Consider the following 25,397-nt stretch of genomic DNA (forward strand, 5'->3'; position numbering starts at 1 on the left):
ACAATGCATATAAATACTACTACTAACTCCAAAATGAATACTTTTAAGTTAATAAAATTTTATGAATTTAAAAGTATTTGTTTTTTCTCATAAAATTTTGTCTTTAAATAGCCTAATAAATGACTTTGTAATTTAGTTTTTTCAGTCTTTGCTTTAATGATTCAATGTTTCTTATAGTAATTTTGATTAACAATGTTTATTTTAGCAATCTCTGTGTCTTCTCAAAATCTTGTTTCAATGAATAATTTTTATCTAACAATGTTTCTTATAGCAATTTTTCAGTAATTTTGTTTAATTCAGTTTTTTCAAGCAATTTTTAGTGTCATCATTTATTATGATTTAAATGCACTTGCAAGTTTTACTAACATCCCGTCTGTCAAACTTACATTATCTATATTGAAAATAGCGTGCCAAAAATGATAAAGTAGCCTTTTTCACACTTAAATAGCTTATTATCAATACCTAATACTATTTTAGATTCTTTACTTCAATATCCCTAAAATCTTCACTTTGTGTATACGCTACACGATTAACCTGTATAATATTCTCATTTTACACGGCTCATTTTCAGTTTTCTCCCGCACGAAAAAGAAGCAGTATCAAAATTCACACTAAACAAAATAATTGATATTATTCTATTTCTTCAGTTCTTAATACCATCGTCTTACCGCCCTCTTAACTTTCCTTATTTGTCGATTTATTTCCCTCAAAAATCCGTTTTATTCTTCATTTTTAGCTATTCATTATCAACTATTTATAAACCCTTTCTATACCAATCGTCCAAGATTCGTATAAGCTTCCTATAAGCTACCTATAAGCTAACTATACCCATTTAACCTTTCATCTTTCACCTTTTACCTAACTCACCTCCTTCGAACTTCTTCGTTATCTTCCGGAAGTTCAAATTCATTTCTGATATCTCAAAGTTTTTCTTATATTTTCTAAGTCTCTTTGAGATTTTCCAAGTCTAAAATTTAAAAATCTTCTTGCTTTTCAGGAAAGAATCAGTATCTTTGTAAAAAAATAATAGAATTATGAGTATTGCAGTATTAACACATAATCCAAATGTTCAGTTTATAACCGATAGTAATGGAAGAACAGTATCAGCTATAGTTCCTATAAATGAATATAATACTATGTTGAAAATCATAAAACAATATGATTCCGATGATGAGTTTACAGAAGAAGAACTAAAAAGAATAGCCTTATCACATCAGCAAGCTAAAGAGGGAAAAATGGTAAAGAGTGAAGAAGTTTTTAAAATGCTAAGGACTGAGTATGGAAATTAATTGGACTAATGAGGCTATTGAAAGCTTTAGAGATACACTTCGCTATTGGAGTAAACGGAATTGTAATAACGATTATTCCAATAAAATTATTGATGAGGTAGAAAAAACTGAAGTTTTTCTAAAAGAAAATCCTATGTTACTTTCAAAATTTGTAGAAAAGGTTAAATTATATAAAATACTAATTATGAAAGGGAAGTTTGCTTTGTATTACGATTTTATAGAAGAAGAAAATCTAATTGTAATAAAATTTTTTAGAAGCACCAAGCAAAAACCTTTAGAGTAGTTTTTTAAGTTGCAAAATGAAAATGATTACGACAGAATTTAGCTAATCACTACAATGTAAGTGCCCATTCGTTAGCTTACAGCATTAACACTCCTGATATAAAGAAGTTCTTTTAAAATCGGTAGATTACAAAACTTATGATGAAATCCTTACTTTTTATCTCTGAAGAAATAGACCTCAACCCTCGTGCATCTTGGGCAGAGCTTTTGCAAATAGCTTTTGTAAATAAGGAGCAATATTTTTCTATAAGTAGATTAGCTTATGAAGAAGAACTTTATTTTGAATACAATGAACAAACTCATTATATTTATGCCTTGTGCCAAGATGTAGAGTTTAATTTGAAAGCCAATGCCTTACATATCCATATCACAAAGAAGCTAAAAGGTAATTGCCCTTTCAGTACTATTACAATACAATTACCTTCTTTTTCTGTTGATTTAGAAGAAGTGTTGCAAGAATTAAAAAAGAAAGTCCGATAAAAGAATTATCGGACTTCTTCATTAACCAACCAAAACTTTAAATTATGAAAACTATTATTTGAAGTTTACAATGAGCTACCACCCTCATTGCGACGCAAAGGTACGAATAAAACAGTACCTGTCAAGCGTATTTTTAAGTTTAACAAAAGTTTAATATAAAAGGGGCTTTATAAGCCCCTTTTTAGCGTAAATTTAATACTTGCGCACTTATTTTTTTAAGATTTTGTTTACCATTTTTATTCGGCATTACGAGCTTCAATCCACTTGCGGGCATTGATAAACGCCTCTAACCAAGGACTAACTGCTGTTTTTTCACTCGGATAGTACGCCCATTGCCAAGGAAAAACTGAACGCTCTATGTGAGGCATCGTTACCAAATGTCGTCCTGTTTTGTCACATAACATAGCCGTGTTGTAATCAGAGCCGTTAGGGTTTGCAGGGTACTCCTGATAAGCGTATTTACCTACGATATTATATTCGGCTTCTGCCAATGGCAAGTGGAATTTTCCTTCGCCGTGTGATATCCATACCCCTAAAGTACTGCCTGCAAGGGTGGAGAGCATCACCGAGTTGTTCTCTGGAATGCTTACCGACACAAAGCCACTTTCGTGCTTGCCACTATCGTTATGCCACATTTTACCGTGCTCTGCGTGCTCAGGGTTGATGACTTCTAACTCCATAAACAACTGACAGCCATTGCAGATACCTACTGAAAGGGTATCGGGGCGAGCAAAGAAGTTGTCTAACGCTTTTTTAGCTTGCTCGTTGTAAAGCAAAGCACCTGCCCAACCTTTGGCACTGCCTAACACATCGGAGTTAGAGAAACCACCTACAGCCCCTATAAATTGTACATCTTCTAAGGTTTCGCGTCCGTTGATAAGGTCGGTGGTATGCACATCTTTCACCTCAAAGCCTGCTAAGTATAGGGCATTTGCCATTTCGCGCTCGGAATTGCTACCCTTTTCGCGTATCACTGCCGCTATAGGGCGTTTGCCTGCGGGGCGTGCGGGTTTTTCGCCCGTGAAATGTGCTGGGAAAGTGTATTGTAGAGGCTGCTCAGAGTAGTTTTGATAACGCTCAGTCGCCTTGTCATTTTGCGTTTGTTGTTTGTCTAATAGGTAAGAAGTGAGGTACCACACATCGCGCAATTCGGGGATGTTGAAATGGTACGATTTCCCGAAATGGTGAATAGTAAGTTCTTCAGAAGTAGTTACTTCGCCTATATTTGCCCACTCTAAACAGTATTCAGTGAATATTGTTGCTTCAACACTGCTATCGGCTTGTATTACTACCCCTGCGTTTTCGGCAAAGAGGGTTTTGATAAGGTCTTCACCGAAAAAGAGCTCGCTGAGATCAATATTTGCTCCTAAGCCGTTTTCGGTAAAACACATTTCTAAGAGCGTTGTGATAAGTCCGCCGCTACCAATGTCGTGTCCTGCTTGTATTTTACCTTCTTTTATCAGTTCTTGGAGTGCATTAAAGGCGTCTTTAAAGTAGGTAGCATCTTTGATGGTAGGGGCTTCCTCGCCTATACGGTTGAGGATTTGGGCAAAAGCTGAACCTCCTAATTTAAAACTATCGTCTGAAAAGTTGATATAGTAAATATTACCTCCGTTCTTTTTGAACACAGGCTCTACTACTTTTTGCACGTCAGTACAATGGGCAGCCGCCGAAATAATCACCGTACCTGGGGCAATCACATCACCACCTTCGGGGTATTTTTGTTTCATTGATAGAGAATCTTTACCGGTAGGGATATTGATACCCAATTCAATCGCAAAATTAGAAGCGGCTTCTACGGCTTCGTACAAACGCGCGTCTTCTCCTTTATTGCGACACGCCCACATCCAGTTGGCGGATAGCGATACACTTTGCAAGCCGTCTTTTAGTGGTGCCCAAACAATGTTAGTCAGTGCTTCGGCAATAGCATTGCGACTGCCTGCGGTAGGGCTGATGAGTGCCGTAAGAGGTGAATGACCTATGCTAGTAGCGATTCCTTCTTTGCCATTGTAGTCCAAAGCCATCACCCCAACGTTGTTCAAAGGGAGTTGTAGTGCGCCTGCACATTGTTGTTTGGCGACTTTGCCCCCTACACAACGGTCTACCTTATTGGTAAGCCAGTCTTTACAAGCCACACTTTCTAATTGCAGTACTTGTACCAAATAGTTCTGTAGCTGACTTGCATAGTAGTGTAACTCTTCGTAATTAGTAACTACTGTTTCATCGGTCATTACAGTTTTTGGCGAACTGCCAAAGAGCGCGCTGAGGTCTAAATCCATTGGGTGGGTGCCTTTCTTTGCAGAGGCAATGCTGAAATGCTTGTCGCTAGTAACTACGCCCACCTCGTACATAGGCGCACGCTCGCGGTCGGCAATGGTTTTTAGTTTGGCAATAGCCTTTTCGGGCAATACCAATCCCATACGCTCTTGAGATTCATTACCTATAATTTCCTTATCCGATAGGGTAGGGTCGCCTACGGGCAGTTTATCTAAGTCGATTTTACCACCGGTTTCTTCTATGAGTTCTGAGAGACAGTTGAGGTGTCCGCCTGCTCCGTGGTCGTGTATAGAAACGATAGGATTCTCGTCCGATTCTACCATTGCGCGAATTGCATTGGCAGCGCGTTTTTGCATCTCGGGGTTAGAACGTTGTACCGCATTGAGCTCTATACCTGTACCAAAAGCGCCAGTATTGGCAGATGATACCGCAGCACCTCCCATACCTATGCGGTAGTTTTCACCGCCTAAGATAACGATTTTGTCGCCTTCCTTGGGGGTGTGCTTTATGGCTTGTGAGGCTTTGGCATACCCCACGCCTCCTGCTTGCATAATCACTTTGTCAAAGCCTAATTTGCGTCCGCCTTCTTCGTGTTCAAAAGTGAAGAGTGAACCCGTAATAAGCGGTTGCCCGAATTTATTACCAAAATCGCTTGCTCCGTTGGAGGCTTTGATGAGGATATCCATCGGTGTTTGGTACAACCATTGGCGTTCAGCCATTCCTTTTTCCCAAGGGCGGTCTTCTTCTAAGCGAGGGTAAGCCGTCATATACACAGCCGTCCCTGCCAAAGGCAAAGAACCTTGTCCGCCCGCGAGACGGTCGCGTATTTCACCTCCCGAACCTGTAGCCGCCCCGTTGAAAGGTTCTACCGTAGTGGGGAAGTTGTGGGTTTCGGCTTTGAGTGAGAGCACTGCCTCAAAAGGTTTTACTTCGTAGAAATCGGGTTTATCGGCACTTTTGGGTGCAAACTGGTCGACAGTAGCCCCTTTGATGAAAGCCACATTGTCCTTATAAGCCGAAACAATGCTATTAGGGTGTTCTTGTGAAGTCTTTTTAATGAGTTTGAAGAGGGTAGAAGGTTTTTCCTCACCATTGATAACAAAAGTGCCGTTGAAGATTTTATGGCGACAGTGTTCGGAGTTGATTTGCGAGAAGCCAAACACTTCCGAGTCGGTGAGTTTGCGCCCGAGTTCTTTAGAAAGATTTTGCAAATAGGCAACTTCTTCAGCGCTTAGCGCAAGCCCTTCTTGCTGGTTATATGCCTCGATATCATCGATTTCGAGTGTTGTTTGCGGTTGAATATCGATAGTAAAACTGTCTTGGGTAAGACCGTTGTATCGCTCAAAGAGCATAGGGTCGAAAGGTGTATTAGGGTCGGTTACCTTGTGGAACTCCTCGATACGGGTAATCCCGTGGATGTCCATATTTTGGGTGATTTCCACCGCATTGGTACTCCAAGGGGTAATCATCGCCGCGCGGGGTCCGATGAAAGTACCGCTAAGGGTAGGGGAGGGGAGTTGCTGGGCATTGCCAAACAGCCATTTCAGTTTGTTGAGGTCGGTCTCAGTAAGGGCAACTTCGGTAGCTACCACATAGATAGTGTTTTTTGGGTTTTTAAAGAAAAGAAGCATTATTATCCAATTAACGATTAGCAATTAACAATTAATAATTCAGTTATTGAGTAGTATTTTTCAAAAATTTAGGTAGCATTAGTAAGAAAGGTATGCTGTTATTATAATTCAGTTTTTCGTAAAAGAACCCTAACAGAGCTATATTCTTGTAGTAAGTTTCACGCTGTTCCCAATAATTGATTTCAGAGGGTATAAACCAAGCATTTTTACCTGTTTTTTCAGCTAAGAACCATTTTTCGAGTAAGCGCGCTGTACGCCCGTTACCATCGTCAAAAGGGTGTATCTTTACTAAAAATAAGTGCAATAATGAGGCATAGAAGAACGTTTCTTCTACAGATAATGTTCGTTTTATGAGCTCTTCTAAGAAATTACAAAAAGCGTCAAACTCACTTTTCACTTCTTCCTTAGCGCAGGCTTCATAGATAACGATTCCTTTTGCCACATCGCGTATAATCATATCCGAAGTACGCACTTTTCCTTGTGAACTGTCGGTTAGCAAATTCTTTGTAATAATTTTATGTGCTTTCAGTAAGTTAGCAACAGTAAGGGGGGAGTTCTGAGCAAAAGTATAGGCAGCAAACACATCGTTAGGTTTCTCAACTAAGTTTTTTTGATAAATTACTCCATTTAATTTATGTTTCAAATAGCTATCGATGTCTAATACTTCTCCTTCAATTTTCGAAGAAGCCATAGAAGAAACAGCCGTATAGAACTGAAAACTCTCCTTTGTAAGAGGTATTTCTTTTATTTTTGAGAGAGATAGAGGAATGTTTACCTCTATCTTTTTTTTGTAGAGCTCAAATAATTTATCTGTGATACTAATTGCTTCAGAAACTTTCATAGTTATTCATTCTTTCCCTTTATCCGCTACTTTATCATATAATAATAGAGGTTTCTTTTTCAGTGATTTGCGTTGTGTTGGTGCTGTTGTTGCAAGCTACCATTGCCATTGCCAAAAGAGCTACCATACTTAGTTTTTTCTTAGGTGCTTTTTCTAAGATGAAACTTGCGACAAAGATACGAAATAATTATGAATAATATATTAAAAATTTTCTAATTAAAAGAATAAATTATTTTTATAGCAGAAGTACTCATTATATACCTCTAAGAACCCAGATTTGTACCACTGTTCTTCGTCTTTTGTTCGTTGTTTGTTCGTTGTTTGTTCGTTGTTTGTTCGTCTTAGCTTCGAATAACGTTTGATTATAAAGCTATTACAGCTGAGTTGCCTACTGCTTCCGCCATAGATTATTTCTATAATAGAACTTGCTCCAAAGGTATGAAACAAATTGTAATTAGCAACAAATAAAGCCTTCGTTTTTATTTATGACTCTGGAAATATTCATATACTTTCTTACCTCTAAAACCTGCTACTTGGGTAAGCTCCTCTAAAGTAGCTTCTCTTACGCGCTTTACCGATTTAAAATGTTGTAAGAGTACTTCTTTAGTCTTTTCTCCTATGCCCTCTACTCCATCAAGCTCCGATACAATAGCCGATTTACTCCGTTTTTGTCGGTGGAAGGTAATCCCAAAACGGTGAGCTTCATCACGTAACTGCTGTATCACTCGCAAGGTTTCCGAACGCTTGTCTAAATACAATGGAATACTATCCTCAGGGAAATATATTTCTTCCAAACGCTTCGCAATACCTATAATAGCTATCTTTCCGCGCAGTTCTAATTGCTCTAAGGCTTTTAATGCCGAAGACAATTGTCCCTTCCCGCCGTCTATTACAATCAGTTGTGGCAGAGGTTGTTCCTCGTCCAACAATCTTCGATAACGTCTATACACGGCTTCTTCCATCGAGGCAAAATCGTTAGGACCTTCTACAGTTTTCACGTTAAAATGGCGATAGTCTTTTTTGCTCGGCTTCGCATTCTTAAATACTACACACGCCGATACGGGGTTCGTACCCTGAATATTCGAGTTGTCAAAGCACTCAATATGTACTGGTGGGACAGAGAGGTGCAAGTCGCGTTGCATCTGGGTGAGAATACGGTTTGTATGGCGTTCGGGGTCTACTATTTTCTCCTGTTTGAATCTATCTTGACGGAAGTGTTTGGCATTGCGCATCGATAGGTCTAAGAGTTGTTTTTTCTCACCTGCCTTAGGAATGGTCGCTTGTAATCCTTCTGAAAGAGTGACCTCAAAAGGCACAATAATCTCTTTGGAATTAGAGAAGAAACGTTCACGAATATCAATAATAGCGTATTCCAAGAGCTCTCTATCGGTTTCTTCCAATTTCTTTTTAATCTCCAAAGTATGAGCTCTCACAATCGCTCCGTAGGCTACTTGTAGGAAATTTATATAGCCGTACTCTTCGTCTGAAACGATAGAAAATACATCTACATTGCTAATTTTACTACTTACGATGGTCGATTTTGCCTGATAGTTCTCTAAACTCTGTATCTTTTGCTTGATGAGATGTGCTTCTTCAAACCGCATTTCCGAAGCCAGTGCCATCATCTCCTCCTTAAACTGATGTAACGCATCTTTGAAATTCCCTTTGAGGATTTCTACAATCTGCTGAATATTCTGGTTGTAATCTGCTTCGTTTTGGTATCTTTCACAAGGCCCTTTACAATTTTTCAGATGATATTCCAAGCACACTTTAAACTTGTGGTTAGCGATGTTTTGCGGAGATAAATCGTAATTACAATTGCGCAAAGCGAAGAGCTCTTTTATCAAATCTAAAAGTGTGTGTAGGGTTTTCATACTGGTATAAGGGCCAAAGTACAGCGAACCGTCTTTTACTACTCTACGCGTAGAGAATACGCGTGGAAATCGTTCTTTCTTCACACATATCCAAGGATAGCTCTTGTCGTCTTTTAGGAGAATGTTATAGCGCGGTTGGTATTTCTTGATAAGGTTGTTTTCGAGTAGTAATGCATCACTCTCGGTAGCTACGACTATGTGTTCTATACGCACAATTTTCCTCACCAAAATACGTGTTTTGGCATTGTCGTGTTCCTTTTGGAAATAAGAAGAAACGCGCTTTTTCAAATTGACGGCTTTCCCTACATAAATAAGCGTGTCCGTAGCATCGTAAAACTGATAGACACCAGGATTAGTAGGTAAGGTTTGCAATTGAATTTCGATAGAAGGAAACATAAACAATTAGTGATTAATAACTGATAATTAATAATTAAAAAGAGGTTGTCCTTACGGGCAACCTCTTTTTATGTGTAACAAAAGGGTTAGAGAAACAACTATTTTACTAAGTTGATTTCAACACGACGGTTGAGCTCTCTACCTTTCTTAGTTTTGTTAGAAGCGATTGGTTTATCAGGACCGAAACCTTTTGCAGTCAAACGACTTTCATCGATACCTTTTTCAATCAAATAAGCTTTAACAGAGTAAGCTCTATCTTCTGATAATTTTTGGTTCTTAGCTCTCTTACCACTGATATCAGTGTAACCTTCAATAGAGAATTTAGAATTCTTGTATTGGTTCAATACGTCAACGATTTGGTTCAATACAGTTGCTGATTGAGGTTTGATAGTAGCTTTGTTTACGTCAAACAAGATAGTGCGTGCAAAGTCGTTCAATTTCTTTTGAACTTCTTCAGTTACTTCAGGACAACCGTTGTTTGAAGCAGGACCAGGTACGTCTACGCATTGGTCATCTTTATCAAGAACACCGTCACCATCAGTATCAGGCCAAGGACAACCGTTGTTTTCTTTAGGACCAGCTACATCTTTACATTGGTCTACGTTATCTGGCACACCATCACCATCAGTATCAGGGCATCCGTTAAATTCAGCTGGGCCAGCTTCATCAGGACAAGCATCATCTTTATCAGCGATACCATCATTGTCTCTGTCTGGGCAACCTTTTAATTCTGGTTTACCAGCTTCATCAGGACAAGCGTCGTCCTTATCAGCTACACCGTCATTATCGCGGTCTGGGCAACCTTTTAATTCTGGTTTACCTGGTTCATCTGGGCAAAGGTCATCTTTGTCAGCTACACCATCTTTATCACGGTCTTTTTTACCAAATTTAATGGTAATACCGGCAGCGTGTTGGAAGTAATCCTCTTTTGAATCAGATTGGAAAGTAGGGTGGTAAGCTGTCTGCAAGTTAATACCGATGTTTTCGGTAAACCAAAAGTTTACACCACCACCACCTAAGGCGCGGAATTTACCTTCGTTGTCAATAGCGGCATAACCACCACCTACTTGTAAGAATGGGTCAAACCATTTTACTTTCTCTTTGTTCCAAAGAGATTTAAAGTGGTATTGCAACGCTAAGTCTGCAGACCAGAAAGAAAAATCTACTTTGTTATCAAGATCTTTGTCATAACCGAATCCTTTTTCGATTTTGTTTAAAGAACCTGATAATTCAGCAGAAAAACCAGCTCCGATATATCTACCTACTGAAAGACGAGAAACTGCTGGAAGGATATTGATATCGCTTGGCCCTCCCCAGTCTTTCATTAAGTCCCCGAATGCATCAGGGGTACGAATATCAACGGAGTTCACTCCAAATCCTATTTGCCAAGGACTGTCTTCATCTTGTGCTTGAACTGCCACTGAAAAAGCAGCAGCTAAAGCAAATAAAGTTACTTTGATTTTCTTCATACTTAAAAAATGAATTTTGATTACTATTTTAATTTTGGTGCAAATATAAGTATTATTTTAATACAAAATCATTTTAGAGATATTTTTTTATTAATTTTAACATTTCTTATTCTTTTTAATCTCTCCAAAATAGTGGTTTTTTAACCTTTATATATTTGCTTATTTTCTTCGTATATACTTTAAAATGAAATACTTATTTATTTGTTATAACCATTTTACCAAAGCGAAATCTTGGCGGTGTGGCAATAAATTATTTTTAGGGAAAATTCTTATTGCTAAGTGCAAAGCGCCTGGATATTCTGAGGCAATTTCCAATTGATAGGTAGCTTTGTTTCCTTCTTGAGCCACTACCGTAAACTCACTTGTCGAGAGTACTTTAAACTTATCGTCTTTATGTTGGGCTACTACCAATTCTACTCCTACGTCTTCAGGGCGTAATTCTCCTAATTCTAAGGTAATTTCACCTTTGTATATTTTGCCAATAGAAATGAGTTGCTCATTGCGATTAGGCACTTTAAAGCTCACTACCTTTATGTTATCCCATTCTTGAGTTACTTTGCGTTTCCAGTTCGAAAGTTCAATAGCAATTGCAAAGTGATTGTCTTTAATCTTGGTTACGCGCTCAGTCATTGGGTAATAGTATTGCTTTTCGTAATCAGTGAGCATACGAGTAGTGGTAAAGTTTACCGCCACTTTGGCAATGGTATTCTTAATGAGCGCACACCAGCGCGATGAGATACCATCTTTATTCTTATCATAGAATATAGGAGCTATCTCGTCTTCAATAATGTTGTAAATCGTCTCTGCATCCATTTCGTCTTGATACTGCTGGTTTTCGTAGGAGCGTTCCATAGGGAGAGCCCAACCGGCATCTTCACGATACCCTTCTACCCACCAACCATCAAGTACGCTAAAGTGCATTACTCCGTTCATCGCGGCTTTTTCACCACTGGTTCCTGAGGCTTCTAGCGGACGTGTAGGGGTATTCATCCATACATCTACCCCTTGTACCATATGGCGCGCGAGCTCCATATCGTAGTTAGGAACGAATAATATCTTGCCTAAGAACTGTGGTAATTTCGAGATTTCCACAATATTCTTAATCAAATCCTGTCCTGCTTTATCGGCAGGGTGGGCTTTCCCTGCAAAGATGAACTGTACAGGACGCTCAGGATTGTTTACTATTTTATCCAAACGCTCTATATTCGTAAAGAGCAAATGAGCGCGTTTATAGGTTGCAAAACGACGCGCAAAACCAATGGTAAGGATATCTTCGCGTAAGTTCTCTTTGATTTCCACTAACTGGCGTGGAGAGAAATAAGGGGTGTTCTTCTCTAAACGCAACTTTTGTTCTACACGGCGCAAGAGCTTAGAACGAAGAGCCGTTTTGATTTCCCATACGCGTTGGTCAGATACCTTATAGATACCCTCAAAGCTCTTAGGGTCGTAGTGGTGTGTTTTGTAGTCTTTGCCAAACACCTCGTTTTCTACTTCTTTCCACAAGCCAGCTGTCCACGTAGGTTGGTGTACCCCATTGGTTACATAGCTAACGTGAAGTTCTTCAGGCATATAACCTGGCCACAAGTCTTTGAGGATTTCTTTACTTACCTCACCGTGTAGCCAGCTCACACCGTTTACTTCTTGCGAAAGGTTCGCTGCGAGGTTACTCATCGAGAATTTCTCGTGTGGGTTTTGCAAGTTTATTTTACCCAAAGCGAGTATTTGTTCCCAATTCACGTGCAATATGTCGGCGTAATTTCCTAAATAAGCGCGTAATAAGCCTTCTTCAAAAGCGTCGTGACCTGCGGGTACTGGGGTGTGAGTAGTAAAGAGTGACGAAGCGCGCACCACTTCCATCGCTTCCGAGAAAGTAAGGTTCTCGTTTTGGATATACTCGCTGAGGCGTTCCAAACCTATAAAGGCAGCGTGCCCTTCGTTGCAGTGGTAAATATCACTGTCGATACCTAGCTTGCGCAACATCTTAATACCTCCTAAACCTAATAACATTTCTTGTTTAAGACGGTTTTCCCAGTCGCCTCCATACAAGTGGTGGGTGATAGAACGGTCGTCTTCGCGGTTGTTCTCAAAATCGGTGTCGAGAAGATAAAGCTCTATACGACCTACGTCCACACGCCATACACGTGCATATAGGGTTCTGCCTGGTAAATCTATTGATATAATCAACCATTTTCCACTCTCATCTGTTACAGGCGTTACCGGTATCTTCGAGAAATCTTGTGCCTCGTAGTCGGCTTCTTGGTTACCTGCTGAAGATAGTTTTTGAGTGAAATAACCATAGCGGTATAACAACCCTACCCCAGTGATTTTGGTTGCCTTGTCGCTGGCTTCTTTTAGGTAATCGCCTGCCAAGATACCCAAACCTCCTGAATAAATCTTCAAGGAAGAATGTAAGCCGTATTCCATACTAAAATAAGAGATAGACGGACTTACCATCTCCGATTTCTTAGCCATATACGCTTGGAAATCACCATATACTTTCGAAAGATTGCGCATAAATACTGCATCTTGCTCCAATTCTTTATAACGAGTAAGTGAGATGCTGTCCAGCAATGCAATAGGGTTCTTACGCACTTCTATCCATTGGGCTTTATCTATGTATTTAAAAACTTCGTAAGCCTCGTCATTCCAGCACCACCAAAGGTTTTTAGCGAGTTCTTCGAGCGGTTGTAAGGCTTCGGGAATTGCACGGTGGATAATCACACTACGCCAGTTAGGCGTGTTCACCACCTTCGATTTCTCTAAATATGCCACTCCATCAGTTTCTACCGGAGGCAGACTCTCCACTCTGTCCTCTATATTTTCAAGAGTGAGTTCATAACATTTTATGTAGTATTGTACTAAGTTCTTCCACAGAGCGATTTCTGATACTTTACCTGCTGTTTCTCGAAGCTCTTGGAAGTCTTGTTCTTTCCTGTCTAATAAATTCTGAATATTCTTAGCAATTGCGCCTACTACCTCACCGTAGTTGCTATCGGTGCGCGGTACTACTTCTATCGCTTTTTGTTTTTCGGGGTAATAATCGTTCACCCACTTGCCAAAACCTGCCAAAGTAGTGGTAATGGTAGGCACTTTAAAAGCTAAACTTTCAAGCGGTGTATAGCCCCAAGGCTCGTAGTACGATGGGAAAGCGGTGCCGTCTAACCCGATGAGCAAGTCATAATAAGAAAGGTTGAACACCCCGTCGTTGCCATTGAGATAACTTGGACAGAAAATCACTTTCACCTTATCTTCCTTCCGATTGAAGAGCTGTTGCTCATAAATACGAGTCATTATCGCATCGTGATACACATCAGGGAGAATATGGGTAAGGTGCTTTTGTTCGTTTTCGGTAGTTTGCTGAGGGTTGTGCAAATTGTTTAGCAATCCTTGGTTAGGCGCATCGTGAGCTGTAGGAATTAAGATGTAAGCCAAAAGCTCTTTCTTGTTATTAGAATTCCTATTCAGTGCTCCCAAGGCATCAATAAAGGCATCGATACCCTTGTTGCGGAACTCATATCTACCGCTGATAGCTACAATTTTGGTATCCTTGCTAATAGGTTGGGTTACCAAAGCCTGTGCTACGCTGATAAGACGCTGTTTAGCTTCTGCACGCTTCTTATCAAAATCTTTTTCAGCTGGTACTATGGCGTCGTTGAAGCCATTAGGCGTGATGATATCAGTTTTTCTACTGAGGAAGTGCAATGCCTCTTGGGCAGTAATTTCGCTTACCGTAGTGAAGCAATCGGCTACTTTGGTAGTTTCTTTTTCGAGGAAGTGTTTGTGTTGTACCCCAAACCGATAGGCCATTTCTTCGGGTTTGTAGTTCTTCATATCGTTGTAGAGCGGATAACCATTGCCGGCAATCGCACGACCTACTACGGTAGCGTGAGTAGTGAATACCGAACCTATTTTAGGCATTTCTTCTTCCAAATAGAGTAGCGCACTACCGGTCATCCATTCGTGGAAATGGCAAATCACGTTTTCGCGTGAAGCAGTGTTGAACTTCACAAAGCTCTCAATCACCTTCCCTACTGCATAACCAAAAAGCACCGACTCTACGTAATCCCACGGACTGTTGTAAGAATCGAGCTTATAGTTATCCCAATAATAGCGCAAAATCTCGTTTTTGGCACTTACATAATGAGAGAAATCTACGAGAATTACTATGGGGTTGCCTTCTATATTCCAATTCCCCACACGCACGCGCAAGCCCTCAGAAGTAGCTTTAGCACGCCACGATTTGAAGAGTTCGGGATTTTCTACAAATTCTTTATTTTCGTTGTGTTGCCAAATATCGGGACCAATCAGAATGTATTTCCTTCTGAATTGTTTCGCAATACTCGGAGCTTTTGTGGTAATCACTGTGTGAATACCTCCTACTTTGTTACATACTTCCCAACTGGTTTCAAACACATAGTCAGGATTAATTTTCTTTGTATTACTCATTATATTTAGTGTTTAGTCGTTAGTTGTCAATTTTTAGATGTTTTATGTATCATTAGTTTCAAACAATACCATTTTTCAATCGCTTTCCCCTCATTTCAGTTCCCCTTATAATATTACCTTCTTCATCTGTTATTTGTCATTCGTCAATCGTCACTCGTCATTATAATATTATCTTCTTCATCTGTTATTCGTCATTCGTCAATCGTCACTCGTCATTTCTTCCTTTTTTCATCATACTCCCCTCCTAGTACCTAAGGCCTTAGGCCTAATGCCTATTTCTCTTTCTTTCGCCTCGAAACCCTGTTTTTATCATTTTTTGCATTGTTATATTATACTATTAATCAATTAATTATATACCCTTTCTATACCAATCGTCCAAGATTCGTATAAGCTTCCTATAAGCTACCTATAAGCTAACTACACCCTTCCAATACCCTTTTTTCATCAAAAATCCTCTCACACTACTTCTGAAATACTTCGTTATCTTTTGAATCGTCCAAAAGGCTACTTTTTATACCAAACAAAAAAAGTACCTTTACAAGCAACGTTGCAAAGGTACAAAGTTTTTTTTGATTATAATACTATTTTCAGGAAAATAAATTTTAGCTAAGAGATATAAAACAAATCTTTTAATCTCCAAAACGTATCCCTATAGAAAAAGGATACTCGTTTACAGGATTGTTGCGGAAAAGAGGAGCGAGGCTATATCGAGCGTAAAGCACACAACTTTTATATCCTAAATGCGCCGAAAGTCCATATACCCAAGGGCTGATATTTAAGTCCTCTCTTATAACATTTTTATGAATAGAACCATCGTCATATCTTATTTTCTGACTGTTGCCTATAGATACCCCTACATAACCCCCAAAACCTACTCTGAAACTGTCGTGAACAGGATAAATGGTTACTCCGTTCTTAGTTTTAGGAGGTGTAAAATCAAATTCGAAGTCCACAGGCACAATGAGGTAATTGGTACGCAATTTCGATTTGTTAAGTTTATTAGCAGTATACTCCACCGATTTTGTTACGCCGTTTTCTCTTACAAAGTACTCGCTCTCTTTGAATTTGAGCCCGTCGTGCATCCAGGCAATTCCATAGTTGATATGCAACAAATTGTTCGTTTTAAGCAAGCGAAACCCTGATGTAAAGCCCAATTCAAACGATTTAGAACCTAAGGGTTTAAAACGATTATCACCAAAGCCATTGCTACTGTTTAGGTTGTGAAATCCTACTGCTACATAAAGCCCTATTTCGTCTAAGGCACGATAGGTATTCACTTTTTTCTCTTCTTTCTTGCGGAAAATAGTTTCTAATTCTTCCATTGCGCGCTTATATGCATCCGATTTAGCTGTGGTAACCGTATTGGTTTGGGTTTCTGTGGAGGCTGATGTCGCTCCTTCACGTATGAGTTTCGCTAAATGTTCGGCTTCAGCAGCCGTCTTTTCTTTGATATTCTTCTCGGTAGTAGCCGTGAGCTCTTCTTTCATCTGCTGACTCAGTTCTTCACTGATTTTCTTCTCTTTGAGCAACTGATTTACGGCTGAAAGTTTCTTTTTGAGCGTTTCTTTTTCTGCAAATACAATGGAGTCTATCGTGTATTTCGATTTTTTGATAGCTTCTTTGGAATGGTCTTGTGCGAAGGTGACGCTTGTCGCCAACAAGCAAATCACCCATAAAAAATGTAATGTTCTCATTTTGATATTTATTTTTAGTCTTTATTGTTTAAAACAACGCGTGTTCCTACTTCTTTTAGTAGCCTTTCAGCTAATAGTTTTACCCTGTTTCTAAGCAAGTCCCTTTCAATGGTGTTAAAAGTAGCATCTTGCTCGTATTTTTGATTCACATATTGGTTGAGTTGAGCTTGAGTAGTAGCGATAAGAGCTAAATCTTCTGCCGATAGTTGCTGTAAATCCCCTGCTATTTGCTTTTCCATCTGTTTTGTAATTCTGGTTTCAATAGCATCAGCAGTATACTCGGCAAAAAGAGTATCTACCTCGTTGATATCGAGGAGGGCAGAAGAAGCTATGGAACTCTTAGCAGCTGGCAAAGCTCTAAAATTCTTATGGACTATGGGAACTTTGGGAGTTTCAGTTATCGTAGTAGGAGTGAAAGTAGTATCAACAGATGATACGTTTTCTTTTTCTGTGGTTACAACTACTACTTTCTGCGATTGATATTCAGGGCTTGTATTGGTTTGTTGCTGTTGTAACAAATACCCTATCCCGAGGCACAATAGCAAGCAGGCAGCTATGGCGTAATACCACACTTTTCGGCTTTTGTGTTTTGCTTGTTGGGCTTCACTCTCGGCTAATTGCGCCTCTAACTGTTCCCATAGGGTAGGTGAGGGGGTGATTTTCCGATACCTAAATAGGCGTTGTATGCTATCTTTCCACATTTTTTAAGCTCTTTTTTTATAGTTTGTAACGTATTGTTGTAAAAGTTTTTTGGCATAAGCCAATTGCGATTTAGAAGTGCCTTCACTAATACCTAACTTCTCTGCTATCTGCTTGTGAGATTCATTTTCAAACACATAAAGGTTAAAAACGGTACGACAGGCAGAAGGAAGTTTATCTATAAAGGCTTGTATCTGCTCATCGTTAAAAGATTCATTGTCTAACTCACTCTCGTCGATAGTGTCGTAAGTATCGCTCCAATCGGCGAAGGATAGCTTTTGGGCTTTGCTTTTGAGAAAATCTATACATTCATTTACAGTAATCCTGCGTATCCACGCATAGAAGTGCTCTTGTTCTTCATATTTAGAGAGACTGGTAAATATCTTGAAAAAGGCTTTCAGTAGGGCATCTTCGGCGAATTGCAAATCATTAATGTACAGCCTGCACACACTCAGCAAAGCAGGGGCGTACTGGTCGTACAACTGCTTTTGCGCTAAGCGGTCGTTGCGCTGAGCTTTCTCGATGAGACGATGGTCGATTTGCATTTTTCTTTAAATGATGAATGATTTATTCTTTTTAAGGTTCAAATTAAGTACGATGTAGAAAAACAGGAGATTGTTCAACTTCATCGGTTACGGCAGTTTGATTGTACAGCCCTTTCCTATGTTGTTTTTTTTAAACCATCCTTGAGGCACTTCAAGAGCATAACGCACAGGTTCCGATGAGTCCACACTTTGATGGCTGAACGGTGTCATATCGCGTGTTTCGCGAATTTCGCCATTCGAGTTAATGAACGCAATCGAAAGGGGAGTAGGTGTATCTTTCATCCAAAAGCTTAACTTTTCGTCTCTTTTAAAGATAAAAAGCATACCCGTTCCTTCGGGAATATTCTCACGCCCCATATAACCTTTTGACATCTCTCGTATGGAGCGAGCAAGCTCAACTCTTATGGGAATGGTCTTGCCGTCAAGATTGGTAATGGTCAAATCCCTCTCTTCAAACTCAAGCGTGAGTGCTGAACAAGCGCTAAAAACAAGGTAGCACAATAGGATAACTCCCATCAACAATAGTTTAGCAGATGTAAATATTTTCTTTTTCATAAGTCCTCCAATTTGCCCTTATAAACGAAGAAAAAATAAAAAGGTTGGAAAATAATTAGAAAATTTGCTAATTAGCAAATTATTTAACTTTGGCAAAGTTGGTCTTTATTGTTTGATGATGTCGTAGCCTTTTACAGTAAAGGGAATTCCGAAGCCTCCATTCACTTGCCTGATTGTATTATCAGGGAAGCGTAACCAGCACTTGTTGGTAGTGGCGTTGAAGGTAATAGTAGCATCATCTTTACCTCTCACTTCCACAAACTGTACACCTACCCACATTTCGCCTTTGGGTACTAATACTGATAGCTTATGAGTGAAAGTTTGTGGGTTATCAGAAGGAAATAAATGAATGTAAATAGGTTCTTTGATAAGCGGAGTGAAGTTTTTGTGCTCCTTATCGGTTTGGTACACTACTACGCGCAAGACTGCCATATAAAAGGTACTTTTCCTAATCTCAATACTGAACTCGGTAAGCTGAGTGTCGTTAGAAAGCGAAATGAAATCGCCTAATTCTGGGAGGACGCCACCGTGTTGCTGAAAATACTGTTTCATTTCGCCGTAAAGAGTAAAAGGGGTAGTTACTCCTTTACTTTTTACATAGCGTATTTTAGGTGTTTTCATTGTTAGGGTAGTAGTGGGAAGGTTAATTACTGCTTCGGTGAGTTGCACTTCTTTTTTGATATCACGATAAGCTAATACTTTATGTTGATAGCTCAAATGTGAAAAATAAATGCTATCAGTGGGCTTTGCCCCGAGCTTTTCGAGCGAAAAGTAACCATTTTCATCGCTAATAATACCTTTATTGGTGCCTACTATGCCTATATTTACGTATTCAACAGACTCGTGATGCTTGTTTACCACTCTTTGTTGAGCAAAACAAGGAAGCGCAAAAAGTATCAGCTGGAAAAGGAGGAAACGTTTTGTCATATACTACTAAAATTTTATACCTATTGAAAAAGGGTGTATATTGTTAGGGCTATTTTCGAATAAGGGAGCTAAACTGTATTTAGCGTAAATCGAAAACCATTTGTTGCCCACTTGAGCTGATAGTCCGTAGGTGAATTTATTTACTTTCAAACCATTGCGAAGAAATAGTTTTAAATGGTCGTCTCCCTCAGTGTATTTTATCTTTTGGTTTACATCGATGAGTGCGCCAAAGTAAGCGCCTCCTCCTATATGTATTTTTGACTTAAAATTCTTTTGTAATTCAATAGGCAAGATGAGGTAATTAACACGCAGTTTAGCTCGGTCTAAAGGCTTAGAAAAAGGTACTAATTTTGTGTCACCATTTTCTGAAATGAGATAATTATTACCTTTTATGTTCAGTCTATTGCTTTGCCACACTAAGCCGTAATTGAGGGAAAGTTGTTTCTTTTTATACAATTGAGAGGTAAAAGCAAGTCCTAATTCTGTATTTAAATAGGGGTTAAAGTAAGTTTTATCATTGGTTACAGACTGTAATCCGATAGCCAAATGAATAGCTACTGTAACTCCGTGTTTATTTTCATTATATTTATTGGGCAATGAATCTAACTGTTGAACAGTTTGTATATAGTTTTCTTTTGGCTCAGTAGATATAAGACTATCGAGCGTTGCGTTTTTTTGCAGGGTGTCCATACTGAGTTCAGTAGCCTTTTGCTGGATAAGAGCAGATAGACGTAAGCCTTCTTTATAGGTTTTCTGTTTAGTGCTCAGTTCGCTTGCTTCCTTAATCTCTTTGAGCATTTTTGCACTTTGCTCTTTGGTAATCTTGCCCTCTTTTAGCGACTGCTGAACGGCTGCTTCTCTCTTGTAAAGAAGTAGTTTTTCAGTAGCTACTATAGAATCGATAGTATACTTAGATTGCAAGATTTCTTTTTCAAAAGGATTTTGAGCCAAAAGAGCTGATACTGAAAGGAAAGCAATAAGTGATAAAAACTGTTTCATAGAAATGTCTTAATTTGTTCATTAACAATCGGTAAATTGAGGGCAAAGATAGAGAGAAATCAGTAAATTGACAAATTAGAAATTTTAAAAACGAGTTGTTCAGGCAGTTTGATTAGCAAATTATTTGTACTTTTGTAGCCTTAAATCATTAGCTCATCGGTAAATTTAAAATGCTTACACTCATTCGTTTTATAAAGAATTGGACACTGCCTATTTCTATGGGCATAGGCGCTTTGGTATATCTCATATTTTACTACGTGCCTGCACTGGATACTCTCTCACAGAAACTTGCTCCTACGTTCGACACTATACTGCCTCTGTTTATGTTCCTGATACTGTACGTTACTTTCTGCAAGGTAAACTTTAAAAAGTTGTTGCCTGTACGATGGCACTTTTGGGCAAGTCTATTCCAAATCGTTCTGGTAGCAGCGATTGTAGGGGTGATTCTTTATTTTCGGATTGGTGGGAAGGAGTTGATACTCTTGGAGAGCATTCTTGCTTGTGTGATAGCCCCTTGTGCCGCAGCTGCAGCCGTAGTAACCTTAAAACTTGGGGGCAATTTGGAACAGATGACCACCTACACTTTCCTCTCTAATCTGCTTTGCGCCCTACTGATTCCGATTTGTTTTCCGCTGATAGAACCTGCATCGGAGTTTACTTTTTGGACTGCTTTCTCGCTCATAATGCAGAAAGTGTGTTTGGTGTTGGTTGTGCCTATGTTCTTAGCACTACTTACCAAGAGTGTACCACAACTTCACCGCTTTCACCAATGGCTGATAAACATTCCTGACCTCTCCTTCTACCTTTGGGGTTGTTCACTGATGATTGTTACCGGTACGACTCTTAAAAATATCTTCCACGCACAATCGGGGATAGGTTTTTTATTGCTCATTGCTTTTTTGGGGTTACTATTATGCCTAATGCAATACGCTATTGGGCGGTATATAGGTCGGTTTTTTGAAGCTTCGATTGAGGCAGGACAAGCCTTAGGACAAAAGAATACGGCTTTTGCCATTTGGATAGCTACCACCTACCTGCACCCTCTTTCCACCGTAGGTCCTGGCTGTTATATTTTGTGGCAGAACATTATTAACTCAGTAGAAATTTGGAAAAGAGGAAAGTATAAGGCTTAACCCTTTGAAATAAGGTTAAGTAAACGTCTTATAAGAATGAAATTTCGAATATTTACCTATTAAAACCATACAGAGAATTTTATTACTATCTACACCGAAGTTATACCGAACCCACAGTGGGTCTACAGTGGGTCTACAGTGGGTCTACAGTGGGTCTACAGTGGCTCTACACCGAACGATAGGCAGTCTTAAACCGGAGAGCAGATGGGCACATTTGCATTTAAAGGCCTCACCCCCGTTCCCCCTCTCCCAAGGAGAGGGGGCAATCCATAAAAGCGACTTTTTTAATAAAAAACATCTTATATTTCTTACTATTATAGACATTATTCTCAGGATATATAGACCGTTGTTTTAAAAGCGAACGCCGGTGGAGAGCAGATGGACACATTTGCTAATTCAGTAAATGTTTTATAATTTTGCAGTACTAATTAACAAAAGGACAAATTAACTAATAGACCTATGGCAAAAATAAAAGACAACTTAGCAATGCAAGGCATCTCGGGGAAACTCGGCAACCAAGTAGTATACCGCAGAGTAGGCGATAAGATTATTGTTGTTGCTAAACCCCGCCGAAAGCCTACTACTCACCCTACTCTCATCTCGCAAAATAACCGATTTAGGCTCGCTAGCACCTATGCCAAAAACGCTTTGCAAGACCCTGTTCTGAAAGACTTATATACGGCAGAAGCTAAACGACGTGGTGTTATCAACGCTTATAATATGGCAGTGTCCGACTATCTCAAAGTTCCTGAAATTAGGCACATCGACACCGAAGCCTATACAGGTACCCAAAAAGGAGAGCTTATAACCATTGAAGTAAGTGATAATTTTAAGGTTGTTCAGGTGAAAGTAACGATATCGCACGGTGAGGAAACCGTTGAAGAAGGCAATGCCGTACTTACCGCTGACATTTGGCAATACGCTACTACTGCCCTGAACCCTGCTCTTTCAGGTAGTAAGATAGTAGTTACAGCCCTCGATAGACCCAATAATAGAGTTACCAAAGAGAAATTTTTAGGTAAAAGATATTAGCAAATTAGGAAATTAGAGAATTAGGGAATTAGGGAATTAGAAAATGAAATCCCCGTATGCAAACAACCTGTGTGGCTCGCACCACGGGGATTTTTGTCAATATATTAGCTAATCAGCAAATAATTACTATCTTTGTAGCCTAAACAACAATGAGTCTAACAACTAAGAACTAAAGACTAACGCTTATGAACAATATCTTTTCTCGTCTCCTTGCAGGAGAAACCATTTCTTTCTTTGACCCCGATTACCACTTCATTCACGAGGCTTGTGCCGAAAGCAAAAAACTTCTTGTACGCCTCAATAACACTGCCGACACTACTGAAACAAAGCAACTATTACAAGAGCTCTTTGGCAACCGAATGCACGAAACCGCTGTGATTACTACCCCTATTCACCTAAATTACGGTAGGAATCTCCGCATAGGGGCGCATACCTTTATCAACCACGATTGTTCGTTCCTCGATTTAGGCGGTATTACCATTGATGAAGAGGTGATGATAGCCCCTAAGGTTACTATTTCCAGCGAAGGACACCCCGTGGCTATCGCCAACCGCCAGAGTTTGAGTGTTGCCCACGTGCATATTTGTAAGAACGTATGGATAGGCGCAGGGGCTGTAATTACCGCTGGGGTTACCATAGGTGAAAACTCGGTAGTAGCGGCTGGCGCCGTTGTTACCAAAAAAGATGTACCTGCTAATGTAGTAGTGGCAGGCGTACCAGCAAAAATAATTAAAGAACTAGAAAATTAGTAAATTGGCAAATTACATTCAACATTCAGGTATTTTTATATCGCACTTTACAGAGGACGAAACCTCGTGTGTGCCTGTAGCTCAATACCATTCCCTCACTTACCTATACGGTGGAGAAATGGAGTTTGACCTATTGGGTAAAAAGCACTATGCTCATAAAGGCGATTGTGTGTTCTTACGTCGTAACCACCAAGCACAATTTACCAAGCGCACCTTTAAGGGAGAACCTTACAAGGGAATTTCTATCTGTCTAAGTAGGGAAGTACTGCACAACTACTTTACCGAACACCATAATGATTTCCCTACCACTATTCAGCGTACTGAGATAGACTTGGCGGTCATTCCTACTACCGAAAAGATAAAAGCCTTTTTTGACTCTATATTGCCTTACTGGGAACACACACCCTCCGAGGCTTTTGTACAAGAAGTACTACACCAAACTATACGCCTACTTACTACCTATAACACGAGTTTTTACCCTATCCTCTTCGACTTCTCCGACCCTTGGAAAATAGACCTAATGGAGTTTATGAACCGTAACTACCAATATCCTCTTTCTCTTAGTGAGTTTGCCAAATATACGGGTAGAAGTTTAGCAACCTTCAAACGTGATTTTGCTAAGTTTAGTCCGCTTACACCACAAAAATGGCTTATCCAGCGCCGACTCAAAGAAGCCTATCACAAAATCTTCGACCAACACCAAAAAGCCAATGAAGTATATTTAGAAGTAGGTTTTAAAGATATTGCCCATTTCTACCATTCATTTAAAAAGTTCTATGGATTTGTTCCCTCTGTTAAGTGAAATTCCTGAGCGTCCTGCACTTTGAGCCTCTCAGACAATAATCTTTTGCAAAACCACCGTACCTTTGCACCGTGAAACTTAAAGATTACATAAGTATGAAAAGAATCATTTTAACAATTGCAAGTAATTTGGCTATGGCTTCTTGCCAAAACAAACAAGTGAACAACACCGAAAATACACAAACAGAAGCTCAACCCTCTAATACCGAAAACACTATGACACTTACACAAGAATGGGATAAGATATTCCCTAAATCAGAAAAAGTAGACCACCGCAAAGTAACCTTTAAAAACCGCTATGGCATTACCCTCGTTGCCGACCTCTATACGCCTAAAAACACTCAGGGTAAACTCGCTGCTATTGCTGTATCAGGTCCTTTTGGAGCAGTGAAAGAACAATCATCTGGACTTTATGCTCAAACCCTTGCCGAGCGCGGTTTTGTAACCCTTGCTTTTGACCCCTCTTTTACTGGCGAAAGCTCTGGCGAACCTCGCAATATGCCCAGTCCCGAAATCAATACTGAAGATTTCAGTGCTGCTGTTGATTTCTTAGGCTCTTTGGAAAATGTAGACCGCGAGCGCATTGGTATTCTCGGCATCTGCGGTTATGGTGGTTTTGCTCTCAACGCGGCACTTTCCGATACTCGTATCAAAGCGGTAGGCACCAGCACTATGTACGATATGACCCGCATATCGGCTAATGGCTATGAAATAAAAATGACTCCCAATGCACAAGGCACTTACGACCGTGCGCCAGGTAATACTCCCGAAGCACGCCGCAAGATGAAAGAACAAATGAACAATGCACGCTGGGAAAGTGCTAAAAAAGGCTATGCTTCCTACTTGCCTAATAACCTTGATCCTAAAACTATCACCCCCGAAACACCTAAATTCATTGCCGAGTATGCCGATTTTTACCGCACTGAGCGCGGTTTTCACCCTCGTGCTGTAAACTCTAACCCTGAACACTCTTGGGCTGATACCGGTATGTTACCCCTTATCAATATGCCTATCTTGCACTACGCAGCCGAAATGCAAACCCCTGCCTTGCTCGTTCACGGCGAAAAGGCACATTCGCGCTATTTCAGTGAAGATGCTTACAAACAAATAGGTAGTAAAGACAAAGAGCTGTACATAGTACCTGATGCTACCCACGTAGATTTATACGATAACAAAGCAGGCAAAATACCTTTTGATAAGTTTGAAGAGTTCTATAAAAAGAATTTGGCTAATTAAGTCGTAACACGAGTCGTAACACGAGTCGTAGCACAACAAGCA

The 25,397-nt window shown here is 39.7% G+C and carries 19 protein-coding genes; 8 read left to right on the forward strand and 11 right to left on the reverse strand.

Features of this window, described 5'->3' with window-relative positions:
- Positions 1-1,034 precede the first annotated feature (1,034 nt).
- The 3 genes from HMPREF9072_RS03530 to HMPREF9072_RS03540 all read left to right on the forward strand — a co-directional run bounded on the left by HMPREF9072_RS03530 (position 1,035) and on the right by HMPREF9072_RS03540 (position 2,051).
- Positions 1,035-1,289: a hypothetical protein gene (locus tag HMPREF9072_RS03530; RefSeq protein ID WP_009410577.1), complete on the forward strand. Its 255-nt coding sequence runs from the start codon at positions 1,035-1,037 to the stop codon at positions 1,287-1,289.
- Positions 1,279-1,572, forward strand: coding sequence for a type II toxin-antitoxin system RelE/ParE family toxin (locus HMPREF9072_RS03535; RefSeq protein ID WP_009410578.1), 294 nt, complete (start codon positions 1,279-1,281; stop codon positions 1,570-1,572). The genes HMPREF9072_RS03530 and HMPREF9072_RS03535 overlap by 11 nt, the downstream gene beginning before the upstream one ends.
- 137 nt (positions 1,573-1,709) lie before the next feature.
- A complete protein-coding gene (locus HMPREF9072_RS03540; protein ID WP_034566107.1) occupies positions 1,710-2,051 on the forward strand; it encodes a hypothetical protein in 342 nt (113 codons plus the stop codon).
- 236 nt (positions 2,052-2,287) lie between these two features.
- On the opposite strand, the gene purL is transcribed toward HMPREF9072_RS03540, so the two are convergent.
- The 11 genes from purL to HMPREF9072_RS03595 form a co-directional block, all read right to left on the reverse strand.
- Entirely contained in the window at positions 2,288-5,959 is a 3,672-nt protein-coding gene (gene purL, locus HMPREF9072_RS03545; protein ID WP_009410580.1) for a phosphoribosylformylglycinamidine synthase, read from the reverse strand.
- Positions 5,960-6,002: 43 nt separating this feature from the next.
- Complete coding sequence (locus HMPREF9072_RS03550; protein ID WP_009410581.1) at positions 6,003-6,800, reverse strand: Fic family protein; 798 nt, start codon at positions 6,798-6,800, stop codon at positions 6,003-6,005.
- Positions 6,801-7,279: 479 nt separating this feature from the next.
- The gene (gene uvrC, locus HMPREF9072_RS03555; RefSeq protein WP_009410583.1) at positions 7,280-9,070 is read right to left on the reverse strand and encodes an excinuclease ABC subunit UvrC; all 1,791 of its coding nucleotides are present in this window, start codon (positions 9,068-9,070) and stop codon (positions 7,280-7,282) included.
- 98 nt (positions 9,071-9,168) lie between these two features.
- Positions 9,169-10,539 carry an OmpA family protein gene (locus HMPREF9072_RS03560; RefSeq protein ID WP_009410584.1) on the reverse strand — a complete coding sequence of 457 codons (1,371 nt, stop codon included), beginning with the start codon at positions 10,537-10,539 and terminating at the stop codon, positions 9,169-9,171.
- 204 nt (positions 10,540-10,743) lie between these two features.
- Positions 10,744-14,985: an alpha-glucan family phosphorylase gene (glgP, locus tag HMPREF9072_RS03565; RefSeq protein ID WP_009410585.1), complete on the reverse strand. Its 4,242-nt coding sequence runs from the start codon at positions 14,983-14,985 to the stop codon at positions 10,744-10,746.
- Between the two features lie 629 nt (positions 14,986-15,614).
- Entirely contained in the window at positions 15,615-16,679 is a 1,065-nt protein-coding gene (locus tag HMPREF9072_RS03570) for a TonB-dependent receptor (protein WP_009410587.1), read from the reverse strand.
- Positions 16,680-16,693: 14 nt separating this feature from the next.
- Entirely contained in the window at positions 16,694-17,380 is a 687-nt protein-coding gene (locus tag HMPREF9072_RS03575) for an anti-sigma factor (protein ID WP_009410588.1), read from the reverse strand.
- A 3-nt stretch (positions 17,381-17,383) separates the two neighbouring features.
- Complete coding sequence (locus HMPREF9072_RS03580; RefSeq protein ID WP_009750410.1) at positions 17,384-17,923, reverse strand: RNA polymerase sigma factor; 540 nt, start codon at positions 17,921-17,923, stop codon at positions 17,384-17,386.
- A gap of 87 nt (positions 17,924-18,010) precedes the next feature.
- The gene (locus HMPREF9072_RS03585; protein WP_009420227.1) at positions 18,011-18,478 is read right to left on the reverse strand and encodes a DUF192 domain-containing protein; all 468 of its coding nucleotides are present in this window, start codon (positions 18,476-18,478) and stop codon (positions 18,011-18,013) included.
- A gap of 105 nt (positions 18,479-18,583) precedes the next feature.
- The gene (locus tag HMPREF9072_RS03590) at positions 18,584-19,405 is read right to left on the reverse strand and encodes a carboxypeptidase-like regulatory domain-containing protein (protein WP_009750411.1); all 822 of its coding nucleotides are present in this window, start codon (positions 19,403-19,405) and stop codon (positions 18,584-18,586) included.
- 6 nt (positions 19,406-19,411) lie between these two features.
- Positions 19,412-20,404 carry an outer membrane beta-barrel protein gene (locus HMPREF9072_RS03595; protein ID WP_009750412.1) on the reverse strand — a complete coding sequence of 331 codons (993 nt, stop codon included), beginning with the start codon at positions 20,402-20,404 and terminating at the stop codon, positions 19,412-19,414.
- 170 nt (positions 20,405-20,574) lie between these two features.
- Here HMPREF9072_RS03595 and HMPREF9072_RS03600 point away from each other — a divergent pair, with 170 nt between their 5' ends.
- The 5 genes from HMPREF9072_RS03600 to HMPREF9072_RS03620 all read left to right on the forward strand — a co-directional run bounded on the left by HMPREF9072_RS03600 (position 20,575) and on the right by HMPREF9072_RS03620 (position 25,355).
- Positions 20,575-21,537 carry a sodium bile acid symporter family protein gene (locus HMPREF9072_RS03600; protein WP_009750413.1) on the forward strand — a complete coding sequence of 321 codons (963 nt, stop codon included), beginning with the start codon at positions 20,575-20,577 and terminating at the stop codon, positions 21,535-21,537.
- Positions 21,538-21,996: 459 nt separating this feature from the next.
- Positions 21,997-22,569, forward strand: coding sequence for a hypothetical protein (locus HMPREF9072_RS03605; RefSeq protein ID WP_009750414.1), 573 nt, complete (start codon positions 21,997-21,999; stop codon positions 22,567-22,569).
- 185 nt (positions 22,570-22,754) lie between these two features.
- The gene (locus HMPREF9072_RS03610; protein WP_009750415.1) at positions 22,755-23,318 is read left to right on the forward strand and encodes a sugar O-acetyltransferase; all 564 of its coding nucleotides are present in this window, start codon (positions 22,755-22,757) and stop codon (positions 23,316-23,318) included.
- A 4-nt stretch (positions 23,319-23,322) separates the two neighbouring features.
- The gene (locus tag HMPREF9072_RS03615) at positions 23,323-24,120 is read left to right on the forward strand and encodes an AraC family transcriptional regulator (protein WP_034566110.1); all 798 of its coding nucleotides are present in this window, start codon (positions 23,323-23,325) and stop codon (positions 24,118-24,120) included.
- Positions 24,121-24,215: 95 nt separating this feature from the next.
- Positions 24,216-25,355 (forward strand): alpha/beta hydrolase, encoded by a 1,140-nt coding sequence (locus HMPREF9072_RS03620; protein WP_034566112.1) that lies wholly within the window; start codon positions 24,216-24,218, stop codon positions 25,353-25,355.
- The last annotated feature ends 42 nt before the right edge of the window (positions 25,356-25,397 follow it).

This window comes from Capnocytophaga sp. oral taxon 324 str. F0483 (assembly GCF_000318315.2).
Taxonomy (GTDB): Bacteria; Bacteroidota; Bacteroidia; order Flavobacteriales; family Flavobacteriaceae; genus Capnocytophaga; species Capnocytophaga ochracea.

Bases quoted from the DNA above. Each gene is read 5' to 3' on its own strand.
- HMPREF9072_RS03530 (WP_009410577.1), top strand. From the start codon at position 1,035: ATGAGTATTGCAGTATTAACACATAATCCAAATGTTCAGTTTATAACC.
- HMPREF9072_RS03535 (WP_009410578.1), top strand. From the start codon at position 1,279: ATGGAAATTAATTGGACTAATGAGGCTATTGAAAGCTTTAGAGATACA.
- HMPREF9072_RS03540 (WP_034566107.1), top strand. From the start codon at position 1,710: ATGATGAAATCCTTACTTTTTATCTCTGAAGAAATAGACCTCAACCCT.
- purL (WP_009410580.1), bottom strand. From the start codon at position 5,959: ATGCTTCTTTTCTTTAAAAACCCAAAAAACACTATCTATGTGGTAGCT.
- HMPREF9072_RS03550 (WP_009410581.1), bottom strand. From the start codon at position 6,800: ATGAAAGTTTCTGAAGCAATTAGTATCACAGATAAATTATTTGAGCTC.
- uvrC (WP_009410583.1), bottom strand. From the start codon at position 9,070: ATGTTTCCTTCTATCGAAATTCAATTGCAAACCTTACCTACTAATCCT.
- HMPREF9072_RS03560 (WP_009410584.1), bottom strand. From the start codon at position 10,539: ATGAAGAAAATCAAAGTAACTTTATTTGCTTTAGCTGCTGCTTTTTCA.
- glgP (WP_009410585.1), bottom strand. From the start codon at position 14,985: ATGAGTAATACAAAGAAAATTAATCCTGACTATGTGTTTGAAACCAGT.
- HMPREF9072_RS03570 (WP_009410587.1), bottom strand. From the start codon at position 16,679: ATGAGAACATTACATTTTTTATGGGTGATTTGCTTGTTGGCGACAAGC.
- HMPREF9072_RS03575 (WP_009410588.1), bottom strand. From the start codon at position 17,380: ATGTGGAAAGATAGCATACAACGCCTATTTAGGTATCGGAAAATCACC.
- HMPREF9072_RS03580 (WP_009750410.1), bottom strand. From the start codon at position 17,923: ATGCAAATCGACCATCGTCTCATCGAGAAAGCTCAGCGCAACGACCGC.
- HMPREF9072_RS03585 (WP_009420227.1), bottom strand. From the start codon at position 18,478: ATGAAAAAGAAAATATTTACATCTGCTAAACTATTGTTGATGGGAGTT.
- HMPREF9072_RS03590 (WP_009750411.1), bottom strand. From the start codon at position 19,405: ATGACAAAACGTTTCCTCCTTTTCCAGCTGATACTTTTTGCGCTTCCT.
- HMPREF9072_RS03595 (WP_009750412.1), bottom strand. From the start codon at position 20,404: ATGAAACAGTTTTTATCACTTATTGCTTTCCTTTCAGTATCAGCTCTT.
- HMPREF9072_RS03600 (WP_009750413.1), top strand. From the start codon at position 20,575: ATGCTTACACTCATTCGTTTTATAAAGAATTGGACACTGCCTATTTCT.
- HMPREF9072_RS03605 (WP_009750414.1), top strand. From the start codon at position 21,997: ATGGCAAAAATAAAAGACAACTTAGCAATGCAAGGCATCTCGGGGAAA.
- HMPREF9072_RS03610 (WP_009750415.1), top strand. From the start codon at position 22,755: ATGAACAATATCTTTTCTCGTCTCCTTGCAGGAGAAACCATTTCTTTC.
- HMPREF9072_RS03620 (WP_034566112.1), top strand. From the start codon at position 24,216: ATGAAAAGAATCATTTTAACAATTGCAAGTAATTTGGCTATGGCTTCT.